Annotated in this window: 3 protein-coding genes; 1 reads left to right on the top strand and 2 read right to left on the bottom strand. The window is 66.0% G+C overall.

What is annotated here, in order from left to right:
* The first annotated feature begins 1 nt into the window (after position 1).
* The gene (locus QSV36_RS07650; RefSeq protein WP_289131049.1) at positions 2-11,761 is read left to right on the top strand and encodes a non-ribosomal peptide synthetase; all 11,760 of its coding nucleotides are present in this window, start codon (positions 2-4) and stop codon (positions 11,759-11,761) included.
* A gap of 188 nt (positions 11,762-11,949) precedes the next feature.
* Here QSV36_RS07650 and QSV36_RS07645 read toward each other — a convergent pair whose 3' ends face one another.
* Positions 11,950-14,409, bottom strand: coding sequence for a TonB-dependent siderophore receptor (locus tag QSV36_RS07645; protein ID WP_289131048.1), 2,460 nt, complete (start codon positions 14,407-14,409; stop codon positions 11,950-11,952).
* Between the two features lie 126 nt (positions 14,410-14,535).
* Complete coding sequence (gene pvdO, locus QSV36_RS07640; protein WP_289131047.1) at positions 14,536-15,396, bottom strand: dihydropyoverdine dehydrogenase; 861 nt, start codon at positions 15,394-15,396, stop codon at positions 14,536-14,538.
* Between the last annotated feature and the right edge of the window lie 60 nt (positions 15,397-15,456).

The raw sequence follows: 15,456 nt of genomic DNA, 5'->3' as shown, positions 1-15,456 counted from the left end.
CATGGAACTCACTGCAGCACAACGCATCGCCCAACGTTTCGTTGGCCTTTCCGTGGAGCAACGCCAGCAGATCCTGGCGCAGATGCAGGCCAGCGGGCAGAGCTTCCGCCTGCTGCCCATCGTGCCGGCGCGCCAGGGCCTGGCGCGCATTCCGCTGTCATACGCCCAGCAGCGCCTGTTGTTCCTCTGGCAGCTGGAGCCCGACAGCCCGGCCTACAACGTGCCGCTGGCCGTCCGCCTGAAAGGCGCGCTGGACCCGGCGCTGCTGCAACAGGCGCTGGATGCGCTGGTGCAGCGCCACGAGTCGCTGCGCACGCGCTTTGCCGCGCAGGAGGGTGAGTTCTACCAGGACATCCTGGACCACTGTCCGCTGCCGATCGAGTGGGTGGAATTCGCCGAGACTCCCAGCGAAGCGTCGCTGAGCGCAGCCGTTGACGCTGCCCTCAAGCAGCCCTTCGACTTGCAGGCCGGCCCGCTGCTGCGGGTGACCCTGCTGCGCGTGGAGGCCGAACACCATGTGCTGGCGCTGAGCATGCACCACATCATCGCCGACGGGTGGTCCAGCGATGTGCTGGTGCAGGAATTCATCCAGCTGTACAGCGCCCTGGCCGAGGGCCGCCAGGCGCAGTTGCCAGACTTGCCGATCCAGTACGCCGACTACGCCATCTGGCAGCGCGCCTGGCTCGAAGCCGGTGAGGCACAGCGCCAACTGGCCTACTGGCAGGCGCAACTGGGCGACGAGCAGCCGGTGCTGAGCCTGCCGCTGGATTTCGAGCGCCCGGCCACGCCCAGCCAGCGCGGGGCGGTGCTGCGCGTGGACATCCCGGGCGCGCAGGCCGAAGCCCTGCGCAGCCAGGCGCGCAAAGGCGGCTACACCGTGTTCGTGCTGGTGCTGGCGGCCATGGCGGTGGTGCTGTCGCGCTACAGTGGCCAGGCCGACATCCGCATCGGCGCACCCAATGCCGGGCGCAACCGCAAGGAGCTGGAGGGCCTGATCGGCTTCTTCATCAATACCCAGGTGCTGCGCGTGCAGGTGGATGAGCGCGCCACCTTCGCCGCCTTGCTCGAACAGGTAAAGGCGGTGATCGGCGCGGCCCAGTCGCACCAGGAGCTGCCATTCGAGCAGTTGGTCGATGCCTTGCTGCCGGCGCGCAACCTGGCCCACAACCCGCTGTTCCAGTTCAAGCTCAACCAGCACGTGGCCGCCCGCGACGCGGGGCGCAAGCGCCTGGGTACGCTGGAGGTGGAAGGTTTCGCGCGAAACGATGGCGATGCCCGCTTTGACCTGGCATTCGACTTTTCCGACAAGGCCGATGGCATCGAAGGCTACTTCACCTATGCCACCGAGCTGTTCGAACGCGCCACCATCGAGCGCATGGCCGCTTCGCTGCGCCGGGTGCTGGATGCGCTGACCGGCGACCTGCAGCAGGCCATTGTTGATTGTCCTGAACTGCCGGCGCTGATGCCGGCGCCCACGCAGGCCTACCCGCACGGCGATGTGCTTGCCCTGTGGCGTCAGGCCATGGCGCAAGGCCAGGCTCATGGCGGTGTGCGCGCTGGTGAACGGTTCATGACCCAGGCCGGGCTGGAGGCGGCGTCCAACCGCCTGGCCGACTACCTGCGCCAGCGCGGTGTCGGTGCCGGCAGCATCGTTGCCTTGTGCCTGCCGCGCTCCATCGAGTGGGTCAGTGCCTTGCTGGCAGTGCTCAAGACCGGCGCTGCCTATTTGCCGCTGGACCCCCAGCAACCCCAGGAGCGCTTGCAGCAACTGCTTGTCGACAGCGCTGCTGCCGTGCTGTTGCACGAACCGGGTGACCAGCGCTTCACCGGCCTGGAAGGCGTGCAGGTAGTCGCTTGCGACCCTGCCCAATGGGCGACCTGCAGCGACCGCCCGGTAGAACCGGCGATTGCCGCTGAGCAGCCGGCCTACCTGATCTACACCTCGGGCTCGACCGGCCAGCCCAAGGCCGTGGTAGTCAGCCATGGGGCCCTGGCCAGCTACACCCAGGCGGTACTCGAGCGCTTGCAACTGCCGGCTGCAGCGAGCATGGCGATGGTCTCCACCCCCGCCGCCGACCTGGGCCACACCGTACTGTTCGGTGCCCTGGCCTCGGGTCGCCTGCTGCACCTGCTGCCGCAGGAACTGGCGTTCGACCCGGACGGCTTCGCCAGCTACATGGCGCAGCATCAGGTCGGCGTGCTGAAACTGGTGCCGAGCCATCTGCAAGGCTTGCTGCAAGCGGACCGCGCTGCCGACGTACTGCCGACCGCAGCATTGATTCTCGGCGGCGAGGCGTGCAGCTGGGGCCTGCTGCAAAAGGTTCGCGCGCTGCGTCCGGGCTGCCGGGTAATCAACCACTACGGCCCGACCGAAACCACCGTCGGCGTGCTCACCTTCGAGCCGGGCCAGCCATTGCCAGGCTGCCGCACGGTGCCGGTCGGGCGCCCGCTGGGCAATGCCTGCGCCCAGCTGCTGGACGCTTACCTCAACCCGCTGGCGGCGCAGGTGCCCGGTGAGCTGTACCTGGGCGGGCAGGGCGTTGCCCAAGGGTATCTGGGCCAGCCGGCGCTGACCGCCGAGCGCTTCGTACCGACCGAGGGCGGTGCCCGTCTGTACCGCACTGGCGACCGCGCACGGCTTACGGCCGATGGCCTGATCGAGTTCATCGGCCGCGCCGATGACCAGGTGAAGATCCGAGGGTACCGCGTGGAACCTGGCGAAATCGGCCGGATGCTGGCCGACCTGCCCGCCGTCAACGAGGCCGTGGTGCTGGCCTTGCCGCTGGAGGGTGACGCCGAGCGCCTGCAGCTGGTGGCCTACGTGGTCGCCGCAGCTGGGGGGACCGTCGAGCAGTTGCAGGCGCTGCTGCTGGCACGCTTGCCGGACTACATGGTGCCGGCGCAGATGGTATTGCTGGAACGTCTGCCGCTGACCGCCAACGGCAAGCTCGACAAACGTGCATTGCCGGTACCCGGTGCCGCCAGCCGTGGCTATGTGGCGCCGCAGGGTGATATCGAGGAAACACTGGCGGCGGTGTGGGCCGATGTGCTCAAGCTGGAGCGGGTCGGTAGCAGTGACAACTTCTTCGAACTGGGCGGCGACTCGATCCTCAGCCTGCAGATCATCGCCCGGGCCAAGCGGCAGGGCATCCGCATCAGCCCCAAGCAACTGTTCGAACAACAAACCATCGCCCAGCTGGCGCAGGTGGCCAAGCGCATCGAGGCCAAGCCAGCGCCTGCTGCGGCAGCCGAGGGCGCCAGCCTCAGCGGCGAGGTTGGGTTGTTGCCAGCCCAGGCGCGGTTTTTCGACATGCACATCGCCCAACCGGCGCACTGGAACCAGTCGGTACTGCTCAAGCCAACCAGCCCGGTGCAGGCACAGCATCTTGAGGCCGCGCTGCGCGCCGTGGTCGCACAGCACGACGCCCTGCGCCTGCGCTTTACCCGTGGCGCCGGCCAATGGCAGGCGCGCTTCCAGCCATTGGGCAACGCACCACTGCTGCAACAGCGCAACCTCGATACCCTGAGTGAACTGGACGCTGCCGGCAACCAGGTGCAGGCCAGCCTGAACCTGGAGCACGGGCCGCTGCTACGTGGCGAACTGTTCGACTTTGCCGATGGCCAACAGCGTCTGCTGCTGGTAATCCATCACCTGGTGGTCGATGGCGTGTCATGGCGCGTGCTGCTCGAAGACCTGCAAACGGCCTACCAGCAGCTGCTGGCCGGCCAAGCCGTGAACCTGCCGGCCAAGACCACCTCGGTGCAGGCCTGGGCCGCGCGCCTGGCCAGCCATGCCAGCAGCCCGGCGCTGCAGGCACAGCGCGATTACTGGCTGCAGACCTTGGCAGGCGAGCACGCCGAACTGCCACGCGACAACCCGCAGGGCAGCCTGGCCAACAGCCATGCCCGCACCGCCACCACCCGGCTGGATGCCGCGCGCACCGCCAGGCTGCTGAGGCAGGCCCCGGCGGCCTACCGCACGCAGGTCAACGACCTGCTGCTGACCGCGCTGGCGCGCACCCTGTGCCAGTGGAGTGCGCAGGACAATGTGCTGGTCCAGCTGGAGGGCCATGGTCGCGAAGACCTGTTCGACGACCTTGAACTCAGCCGCACCGTGGGCTGGTTCACCAGCCTGTTCCCGGTGCGCCTCACCCCCGGCCACGACCTTGGCCAGTCGATCAAGGCGATCAAGGAGCAACTGCGCGCGGTGCCGGACAAAGGCCTCGGCTACGGCCTGTTGCGCTACCTCGGCGATGCCGAGGTGCGTGACCAGCTTGAGCGTGCTGCCCAGGCCCGTGTCACCTTCAACTACCTGGGCCAGTTCGATGCCAGCTTCGATGCCGAGGCCGGCGCCCTGTTCACCCCAGGCAGGGAAAGCGCAGGCCGTACCCAGTGTGTCGGCGCACAGCTGGGCAACTGGCTTGGCATCACCGGTCAAGTGTATGCCGGCGAGCTGTTCCTGGAGTGGACCTACAGTGCAGACGTTCACCATCCGGCGACCATCGAAAACCTGGCCCAGGCCTACGAGCAGGCCCTGGCAGAGCTTGTCGAGCACTGCTGCGATGGCCGCCATCTGGGCGTGACACCGTCGGACTTCCCGCTGGCCGCGCTGACCCAGGCGCAACTGGACAGCTTGCCGCTGGCGGCGGGGCAGATCGCCGACGTGTACCCGCTGTCACCGATGCAGCAGGGCATGCTGTTCCATACCCTCTACGACCAGCAGGCCGGCAACTACATCAACCAGCTGCGCGTGGATGTGGACGGGCTGGATGTGCAGCGTTTCCGGCAGGCCTGGCAGGCCACGCTCGACGCCCACGACATCTTGCGCAGCGGTTTCATCCTGCAAGGCGAACTTGGGCAGGCCGTGCAGGTGGTACGCAAGGCCGTCGAACTGCCGTGCAGCGAGCACGACTGGCGTAGCCAGCCGGCACTGGAGCAGGCATTGCAGGCCCTGGCCGAAAGTGAGCGCGAGCACGGCTTCGACTTGTCTGCCGCGCCGCTGCTGCGCCTGGTACTGGTGCGCACGGGCGATACCCGCCATCACCTGATCTACACCAACCACCACATCCTCATGGATGGTTGGAGCACCTCGCGCCTGCTGGGCGAAGTGCTGCAGCGCTATGCCGGCCTGGCACCGCAAGCGCAGGCCAGCCACTACCGCGACTACATCGCCTGGCTGCAAGGCCAGGACGCGGCCGTTGCCGAAGCCTTCTGGAAAGCCCAGCTTGCGGCCCTGGACGAGCCGACCCGGCTGGCCCAGGCCATCGCCGGCAGTGCGGGCTCGAGCGGTAGCGGCCAAGGCAACCACCGCCTGGCCTTCGACCCTGAGCAGACCGCACGCATCGAAGCCTTCGCCCGGGCCAACCGGGTCACGGTCAACACGCTGGTGCAATCGGCCTGGCTGCTGTTATTGCAGCGCTGCACGGGCCAGGCCAGCGTGTGCTTCGGCGCCACGGTCGCCGGCCGCCCGGCAGACCTGCCGGGGGTAGAGGAACAGATCGGCCTGTTCATCAACACCGTGCCGGTGATCGGCGCACCGCGTGCCGAGCAGACCGTGGCCGAGTGGATCGGCCAGGTGCAGGCCGGCAACCTGGCCGTGCGCGAGTTCGAGCACACGCCGCTTTACGAGGTGCAGCGCTGGGCGGGGCAGGGCGGTGACGCCTTGTTCGACAGCATCCTGGTGTTCGAGAACTACCCGGTGGCCGAGGCGCTGCAACAGGGCGCGCCCGCTGGCCTGCGCTTTGGCGACGTGGCCGTGCAGGAACAGACCAACTACCCGCTGACGCTGGTGGTGGAGCTGGGCACGACGCTGTCGATGCAATACAGCCACGACCGTGCGCTGTGGAGCGACGAGACCATTGGCCGCCTGGCTGGCTACTTTGCCAACCTGCTGCAGGCGCTGGTGGAGAATGCTGACGCGGTGATTGGCGAGCTGCCAATGCTGGGGCTGGCAGAACAGAAACAGATGGTCGAAGGCTGGAACGAGACCCACGCGACGTACCCGAACGAGCGCAGCATCCACCAACTGATCGAAGCCCAGGTGTTCGCCACCCCGGACGCGCCGGCGCTGGTGTTCGGCGAGCAGACCCTGAGCTATGCCGAACTCAACCGCCGTGCCAACCAGCTGGCACACCGGCTGCGCGAACTGGGCGTGGGCCCGGACGTGCTGGTCGGCATCGCCATGGAGCGCAGCCTGGAAATGGTCATCGGCCTGCTGGGCATCGTCAAGGCCGGCGGCGCCTACGTGCCGCTGGACCCGGAGTACCCGCAGGCGCGCCTGCGCTACATGTTCGACGACAGCGGCATCGCCTTGCTGCTGAGCCAGTCGCACCTGCGCGACAGCCTGCCGATCCCGGCCGGTTTGCGCTGCCTGGAGCTGGATAGCGAAGACCTGAGCGGTTACCGCGACGCCAACCCGGACATCGATGTAGCACCGCTGAACCTCGCCTATGTGATCTACACCTCTGGCTCCACCGGTCGCCCGAAAGGCGCGGGCAACAGCCATCGGGCGCTGGTCAACCGCCTGTGGTGGATGCAGAAGGCCTACGCCCTGGACGCCAGCGACAGCGTGTTGCAGAAAACCCCGTTCAGCTTCGACGTGTCGGTGTGGGAGTTCTTCTGGCCGCTGATGACCGGCGCGCGCCTGGTCGTGGCCCAGCCGGGGGCGCACCGCGACCCGCAGCTGCTGGTGGACACCATCGACCACTATGGCATCAGCACGCTGCACTTCGTGCCGTCGATGCTGCAGGCGTTCATGGCCCACGAAGCGGTGGAGCGCTGCGTCAGCCTCAGGCGCCTGGTGTGCAGCGGCGAAGCACTGCCGGCCGAACTGGCCCGGCAGACCCTGCAACGTTTGCCGGCGGCGCGCCTGTACAACCTGTACGGGCCGACCGAAGCGGCCATCGACGTCACCCACTGGAGCTGCCAGCCGGACGAAAGCATCAGCGTGCCGATCGGCCAGCCGATCGACAACCTCAAGACCCACATCCTCGATGGCAGCCTGCAACCGGCGGTGCGCGGCAGTGCCGGTGAGCTGTACCTCGGCGGTGTGGGCCTGGCCCGTGGTTATCACCAGCGCCCGGCGCTGACCGCCGAACGCTTCGTGCCAGACCCGTTCAGCCGCGACGGCGGCCGCCTGTACCGCACCGGCGACCTGGCGCGCTACCGCGCCGACGGGGTGATCGACTACGCCGGGCGGATCGACCACCAGGTGAAGATCCGCGGCCTGCGCATCGAGCTGGGCGAGATCGAAGCGCGCCTGCTGGAGTTGCCGAGCGTGCGGGAAGCGGTGGTGCTGGCCCAGGACGGGCCGAGCGGCAAGCAACTGGTGGCCTACGTGGTGCCTGCCGACAGCACGCAAGAGCAGGGCGCGTTGCGCGACAGCCTGCGTGCCGCGCTCAAGGCCAGCGTGCCGGACTACATGGTGCCAGCGCACCTGCTGTTGCTCGAGCAGCTGCCGCTGACGCCGAACGGCAAGCTCGACCGCAAGGCCCTGCCGCAGGCGGATGCCAGCCAGTTGCAGGGTGAGTACGTGGCCCCGCAGAGCGCGCTGGAGCAACAGATCGCGGCGATCTGGGCGCAGGTGCTGAAGCTGCAGAGGGTCGGCCTGACCGATAACTTCTTCGAGCTGGGCGGTGATTCGATCGTATCCTTGCAACTGGTCAGCCGAGCACGCCAGGCCGGGCTCGAGTTTACCCCCCGGGAGCTATTCGAGCATCAGACCGTGCAGCGCCTGGCCTTGGTCGCACGGCAACAGCGTACCGCGCAGGATGGCGACCCGCCTGCAGCCTCGGCAGCGGATGCGTTGGCGGCGCTGACCCAGGCACAACGGCAGCGACTGCCGGTTCCGATGGAGCAGATCGCTGACCTCTATCCGCTTTCGCCGATGCAGCAGGGGATGCTGTTCTATACCCTGCAAGGGCCCGAAGCCGGCCTTTACATCAACCAGACCGCAGTCTCGGTTGCCGGGCTGGACATCGACCGCTTCGCCGATGCCTGGCGGCAGGTGATTGCCCGGCACGACATTCTGCGCACGGCCTTCTGGTCCGACCCGCAACTGCACGAGCCGATGCAACTGGTGCTGCACGACGTGGCCTTGCCGTTGCAGGTGCTCGATTGGCGGCAGCGAGACTGCGCGCCGCAGGCACTCAAGGCATTGGCGGCAGAAGACGCTGCCCGAGGCTTCCAGTTGGCCAGTGCGCCGCTCATGCGCCTGACGCTGGTGCGCCTGGAAGATGGCGGCGTGCACCTGATCTGGACGCGGCATCACATCCTGATGGACGGCTGGAGCGATTCGCGCCTGCTGGGCGAGGTACTGCAGACCTATCACGGGCAAGCGCCGGAACGCCCGGTGGTGCAGTTCGGCAACTACATCCGCTGGCTTGGCGCGCAACCCCAGGCACAACTCGAACGGTTCTGGAGCGCCACACTCGGCGGCCTGGAAACCCCGACCTTGCTGACGGGCAGCGTGCTGCCTCGCCCTGCGCCTGAGCTGGACGGTCATGCAGCGCTGTACCTGCGCTGGGACAGGCCCAGGACCCGACGCCTGCGTGAGCAGGCGCAAAGGCTGCGGGTGACCCCGAACACCCTGATCCAGGCGGCCTGGTTGCTGGTGTTGCAACGCTACACCGGGCAGTCCACGGTGTGCTTCGGCGCGACGGTGGCCGGGCGCCCGCCGAGCCTTGCGGGCGCCGATGAAATGCTGGGGTTGTTCATCAATACCTTGCCGGTGGTGCAGACGCCCGAGCCCGGGCAACGGGTCGAGACCTGGTTGCAGCAGCTGCAGGCGTACAACATCGAGATGCGCGACCACGAGCACGCGGCCCTCGCCAATGTCCAGCGCTGGGCCGGGCGCCCGGGCCAGGCGTTGTTCGACAGTATCGTCGTGTTCGAGAATTTCCCGGTCGATCAGCGCCTGGCAGAAAACAGTAGCGATTCCCTGCAGTTCGGTGATGTCAGCGCGCGCGGCGTTACCAACTACGCCATGGACTTGTGCGTGGAACTGGGCAACACCCTGCTGGTGGAGTTCATGTACCTGCGCAGCTGCTTCAGCGAGGCCGCCACCGAGGCATTGCGCGGCAGCTTCGAGTGTTTGTTGCATGCGCTGCTGGATGACCCGCAGGCTACGCTCGGTAGCCTGAACATGTTGACCCCGGCGCAGTTGCAACAGGCAGCCACGCGTAACCGCCTGGCCGGTAGCCCGCAGCGCGAGCCGCTGCTGGCCGAGCAGATTGCCCGGCATGCCATGGATTGCCCCGATGCCGTCGCGGTGGTCTGCGCAGGGCAGCAACTGACTTATCGCGAGTTGGAGCAACGGGCCAACCGCCTGGCGCATCGGCTCATCGCCGTGGGCGCGCGGCCGGAGGCCACCGTCGGCATCGCCCTGGAGCGTTCGGTCGATGTCATCGTGGCTTTCCTTGCGGTGATGAAGACCGGTGCGGCCTATGTCCCGCTGGACATCGATTACCCCCAGGAGCGCCTGCAATGGATCGTCGCTGACGCCGGCATGCACGCGTTGATCACAACCCGCGGGCTCAGGCCGCGTTTCGCCCAGGTGCAGTGCTGTGTCGAGCTGGACACCCAGGTACTCGACGGGTTGCCGCTGACGCCGCCGCAAGTGAACCTGCAGCGGGACAACCTGGCCTACCTCATCTATACCTCTGGCTCTACCGGCAAGCCGAAAGGGGTAGCGGTCAGCCACGAGCAGATCCGCATGCACTGCCAGGCCATTGCCTCGCTGTATGACATGGATCGAACCACCCGCGAGCTGCTGTTCATGTCATTCGCCTTCGATGGTGCCCAGGAACGCTGGCTGTCGACCTTGTCATCCGGCGGCTGTCTGGTGGTGCGTGAAAACCGTTTGTGGACGGCAGAAGAAACCTGGCAGGTACTGCACCAGCAGCGCATCGACATTGCCTGTTTCCCACCGGCCTACCTTCAGCAGCTGGCAGAATTCGCCGAAAGCCAGGACCAGGCCGCGCCCCCGGTGCGGGTGTACTGCTTTGGCGGGGACGCGGTGCCGAATGCCCTGTTCGAGCAGGTCAAGCGCAGCTTGCGGCCGCAGTGGCTGACCAACGGCTATGGCCCGACCGAGACGGTGGTCACGCCGCTGTTGTGGAAGGCCTCCCGCGAGCAGGCATGCGAGGCGGTGTTCGCACCGATCGGCGCGGGTGTCGGTGAGCGCACCCTGTACGTGCTCGACCCGCATCTCAATCCGCTGCCTGATGGTGTCGCGGGCGAACTGTACATTGGCGGCGAAGGGGTGGCGCGTGGGTATCACCAGCGGCCATCCCTGACTGCCGAGCGTTTCGTCGCCGACCCCTCTGGCCACGGCTTGCGCCTGTATCGCACCGGTGACCGGGTGCGGCGCCGTAGCGATGGCGTGATCGATTTCATCGGGCGCATGGACAACCAGTTGAAGGTGCGTGGTTTCCGCATCGAGCCCGGCGAAATCGAAGCGCGCCTGCGTGACCTGAGCGAGGTGCGGGATGCCGTGGTGGTCGCGCGCGACACAGCCACAGGCAAACAGCTGATCGGCTACGTGGTTACCCGCGACCAGCACGGTTGCGCCCAGGCATTGCGTGAGGCCCTGGCTGCCGAACTGCCGGATTACATGGTGCCTGCACAACTGGTGCTGATGCCGGCATTGCCGCTCACGCCAAACGGCAAGGTCGACCGCAATGCATTGCCGGCGCCGGAATTCGCTGGCCAGCGAGTACAGGTTGCACCGCGCAACGCGATCGAGCGGGCGTTGGCGGACATCTGGCAGCAAGTGCTGGATGTGCCCAGCGTGGGGGTCGAAGACAACTTCTTCGAGCTGGGCGGCGATTCGCTGCGGGTGCTCAAGATGCTGTCCCAGGTCCGCGCCTGCGAGGCGTTGCCCATCGAACTGAAACTGCGCGATGTGATTGCCAGGCCGACCATTGCCGAGTTGTCTGGTTACGCCGACAAGGAGGCCAGCCTGGATCCGCTGCTGCTGCTCAACAGCCGTGTGGCCGACGCGACACCGTTGTTCTGCTTGCACGCCGGCTTCGGTACGGTGTTCGACTACGAGCCGTTGGCGCGCCGCCTGGACGGCCGCTGTGCGGTCTACGGCATCCAGTGTCGCATGCTGCTGGAGTATGCCTGGGAGGATGATTCCCTGCAGGCAATGGCGATCGACTATGCCCAGTACATCCGCCAGAAGCAGCCGCAGGGGCCTTACCAGTTGCTCGGCTGGTCGCTTGGTGGCGCGCTTGCGGTGTTGGTGGCCCATGAACTGGAAAGCCAAGGGCAGCAGGTTGCGATGCTGAGCCTGGTGGACAGCTTCATTCCTCAGCCGGGCCAGGTGGCACCTGACGCTGATTGGCGTGACGATCTGCGCGGCTTCCTGGAGGTGATGCTTGGCGCCGACAGACAGCGGCTGGTAGTGCCTGCGATAGCGGCCGATTGCGACAGCGACGGGTTGGCGCAGATCATCGACGCAGTGCGCGCCACCCAGGCCGGGCAGTCAGCTTATGCCGAGATCGGCAGCGCGGAGCTGGCCCACACTTTTGTCGTCGCGATGAAGCTCAAGGCACTGTCGCAGCAGATGGCCGCGTTGCCGGTTACTGTTGCAGAGGCTGCGTGCTGGTGGGCGGGTAGCGGCAACTTCGACCAGCGAATTGCCGGCCCTGCCCGGCATGCCTCTGTGGATGCCGGGCATTACGACATCCTCAGGCATCCCGAGGTACTCGACGGTCTGGTTGCCTTGCTGCAACGGCGGGATCTGGTCGGCGGCTGAAGCTGGCCGCCCCGTTGCGGGGCGGCTGCCTGCATAAGGGCCCGTTGCCTACCCCTTGGGGTGGCAACGGGCTTTTTCATGACAGCGGCTCGTGCGGGAATGGGCGGGCAATGAAAAACGGCGCTCCCGTGTGGGAAGCGCCGTTCTGTCAGCCGGCTTGCGGCAAGCGTGGCGGGATTGCTGCCAGGTCAGAAGTCGTAGCGCAGGTTCAGCATGGTGTTGCGCGGGGCGCCGTAGTGGGCGTAGCTGCCGGCCATGCCTGCGTAGTATTTCTCGTCGAACAGGTTGTTGACGTTGACGGTGGCCGACAGGTTGTCGTTGATCTGGTAGCGAGCCATCAGGCTGGCGACGGTATAGTCGTCTTGCGTGACCCGTGCCCCCAGGCGGGCGTAGGTGAGCGACGAACTGGAGTTCCAGCTTGCACCGCCGCCAATGGTCAGCTTGTTCCAGTCACCTTGAAGACGGTAGGTGGTCCAGAGGCGGAAGGTGTCCATGGGCAATTGCGTGGTCAGGCGGTTGCCATCGGCGTCCTCGGTACGCGAGTGGCTATAGCCGGTCTGCAGGTTCCAGCCGGGCAGCACCTCACCGGACAGTTCCAGGTCGATACCTTTCGTTTCCGCACCATCGACAGCGCGGTAAGCTTGGGTACGACCAGGTGTCAGGTTATCGCCATCCTCTTCGGCAAGGTTGTCGCGCTGGATCAGATAGAGGGCAGCGTTGGCATTCAAGCGGCCCTCATAGAATTCACCTTTCCAACCCAGCTCGTAGTTCTTGCCCACTACAGGTTCCAAGGTCTTGCCGGAAACATCCTGGGCAGACTGCGGTTTGAAGATGTCGGTATAGCTGACATAGACCGACTGTTCCGGGGTCAGGTCGTAGACGATCCCGGCATAGGGTGTGACCACGCCGTTCTCGCGCATCTTGGTGGTTGGGGCGCGGGTGGGCAGGACGCTGAGGTTATAGTCGTAGCTGTATTTCGAGACCCGGGCGCCCAGGATGAAGTGCAGCTCGTCAGTGATGTTGAAGCGGCCGGCCAGGTAGTAACCGCTCTGCCGGCTAGCGACGTTGTAATCGAGGAACGGGACGTAGCTGTCGTCCGCTGGCCGGGCCATCTGGTTGTCCCAGTTGTAATAGTCGATCGTGGTCGACGGCGCATCGGCTTCGTCGTGCTGGTTCTCGTACTCCTGGAAGTTGTAGCCGACGATCAGCTCATGGCTTTGCCCGAGCAGTTCAAACGGGCCCTGGAGCGTCACATCGATGCCTTTCTGCGTCTGGGTTGCCTTGGCCTTGGCCGGGATGATCGGTATCGCACCGGTGGCCTGGTTGATATAGGCCACGTTGGTGGTGGTGCGCAGGTAGGCAGAGTCGGTATCGCGGTCGACGTCCATGTAGTTGGCGGCGATCTTGAACTGCCAGTCATTGGCCAGGGCCTGTTCCAGGCCGAAGGTGTAGTTGGTGGTCTCGATTTCGTCGTACATCCAGCGCGCGCCGGCGCTTTTCGAGCGGGAGAAATCGGTGGGTTGGCCATTGCTGAACAGCACCGGCACGCCCGGCGCACCATCGGCCCGGTACTTCTGGTGGTCGATGCTGAAACGGCCGACGGTGGTGTCGGTCAGGTCTGCTTCGACTACCCCATAGACCAGGTCGCGTTTCTGGCTGTACCAGTCCATGAAGGTGTCGTTGTCTTGCTTGGCTGCAACGAAGCGGCCGCGAACGTTGCCGTTTTCCGTCAGCGGCCCGGAAATGTCTGCTTCGGCGCGGTAGTAGTCCCACGAGCCAACCCCGGCCTGGATGTGCGACTTGAACTCGCGGGTTGGCCGCTTGCGGATCAGGTTGACCACGCCGCTCGGGTCACCCGCCCCGGTCATCAGGCCGGTGGCACCACGGATGATCTCGACATGGTCGTAGAGCGCCATGTCCAGCAAGGTGCTGGGCATGTTGCGGGTCTGGTTTTCCTGGGTGGTGGTCACGCCATCGATCTGGTAGGTGTTGATCGCACTGCCACGCGAGTAGATGTTGAAACGCTCACCGCCGTCCTGGGACATGGTGATGCCTGGCGTCTGGTTGAGCACTTCGGTCATTGTCGCCAGGTGTTGGTCGTCCATGCGCTGGCGGGTGATCACGCTGATGGTCTGCGGCGTTTCGCGGATCGACAGGTTCATCTTGGTGGCGGTGTTGGTCAGCCCGGTGGTGTACGACCCTGTACCTTCGGTAGTGGCCCCCAGGCCCGTGCTACTGACGTTGGTCGCCGAAAGTTCGACCTGGCCGTCCTTTGCGCTCGAGCCTGCGGTGACGGTCACGGTGTTGCCGTCGATCTGGTAACGCAGCCCGCTGCCACCCAGCAGGATGCCCAGTGACGAAGCGAGGTCGTGCCGGCCCTCGAGGGTACTGGAGCGCAAACCGCCGATGTCCTCCGGGCTGTACAGCAACTGGGTATCGGTCTGTCTGGCCAGGGCCTGCAATGCCGAGTTCATCGACTGCGCAGGAATGTCCAGGGTCCATTCCTGCGCCTGCACCTGGGCGGCCATGGCGGCGGACATCGCCAGGCCCAGGCCGACGCGTGTCAACGCCTCCCGGGGACGAAACGAGTGACGGATCAGTAACGCTTTGGCAAGCGGGTCGAGCGGGCCGGGCAAGGACTTGGACATCTATTGCGGTCTCGTTGGCAGAGGGGTTTTATTTGTGTCAGCAATAGGACGCAGCACCTGGCAAAAACCGGAACGATTCTTATTGGCGATTTTTTCAGGGGCTGCTGCGCCAACCGCGTCACAACTTCACAAGTCACGTGCTACGCGAAAACCGAGGAAGTCGCCGCGGGTAGTCTTGAGGCGGTCGTTGCGGTTGGCCGAGCGGGAGAAGATCGGCGGCTCGCCCCAGTCGTTGCCACGCATGTGCGCGCGGATGCACTGGGGGTCCTGAACCCAGGCGCTGCCGTCGGCAGGGGCGCCAACGTAGCTGTCGTGGTAGCAGTCGGCGACCCATTCGTAGACGTTGCCGTGCATGTCGTAGAGGCCGAAGGCATTGGCCGGGTAGCTGCCCACCGGGGCGGTGAAGGCGTAACCATCCTTGGGGCCGTAGGTGTTGGCGTGCTTGCTGATCTCGTACTTGCCCGGTTCGTCGAAGGGGAAGGGGAACGGGCCGGTAGAGCCGGCGCGGGCGGCGTATTCGCGTTCGGCCTCGCTGACCATGCGGTAGGGCTTGCCGGTGGTTTTCGCCAGCCAGCGGGCGTAGCCCTGCACTTCGTCGTAGTCCACGCACACCGCCGGTTGGCGAGGGCCTTGCGGGTAGCTGGGTTTGCTGGCCTGGCACCAACGGCCGGGGCGGTCGTCACCGCTCTTGATCAGGGTGCCGGTGGCTTTGATGTAGGCGTCCAGTTCGCCGGCGGTAACCTGGTAGCGGCTCATGGCGAAGGGTTTGGCGAAGGTCACGGTGTGCAGCGGACCTTCGTCGGGCTGGCGACCGACTTCATCGTCGGGGGCACCCATCTGGTAGCTGCCGGCGGGCAGCACGACCATTTCCGGGCAGTCCTTGCAGTCTTTGAACACGTCGCCGGGCTTGGCGGCGTAAGTGTAGGTGCTGACCAGCAGCAGGCAGGTGATCTGGGCTGGCCGGCAGAGCCAGGTGGATACGTTCATCGGCGGTCCTCGGAACGGGTGAATGCGGCTGCGTTTCGCATTCAGACGAGCCGGGGCGGT

Source organism: Pseudomonas sp. BCRC 81390 (genome assembly GCF_030341915.1).
In the GTDB taxonomy this organism is placed as follows: Bacteria; Pseudomonadota; Gammaproteobacteria; order Pseudomonadales; family Pseudomonadaceae; genus Aquipseudomonas.
This window is presented reverse-complemented; position numbering and strand designations above follow the sequence as displayed.